The organism is Lentilactobacillus dabitei (assembly GCF_019061365.1).
Classification (GTDB): Bacteria; Bacillota; Bacilli; order Lactobacillales; family Lactobacillaceae; genus Lentilactobacillus; species Lentilactobacillus dabitei.
The window spans coordinates 1-253 of record NZ_JAHPPD010000209.1; the positions used below are offsets into that span (position 1 = coordinate 1).

Sequence of the window (253 nt, forward strand, 5' to 3'; positions counted from 1 at the left end):
TCAAAGGTTCTGAGCAGTACCGTCATCTTATCCTTAAAACGCCGTTATTTTCACTGTAAAGAATGTCAGGGCAACTTTCTTGCACAAACAGCGGCAGTTCCAAAACACTGTACGATTTCAAACACCAGCCGCAAAGAATGCCTAGAGAAGCTCAGTGAGCCGGTCTCTTTGAAGCACATTGCCAATGAAGTATCGGCATCAGATTCATTTGTAGGTCGCCAATTAATGCGCGCCGAACGAGACTTTCAAACCA

1 pseudogene is annotated in these 253 nt (G+C 45.1%); it reads left to right on the forward strand.

The features are described 5' to 3' along the window. Window positions 1-253: pseudogene (locus tag KTE19_RS13805) on the forward strand (ISL3 family transposase); the annotation flags it as partial.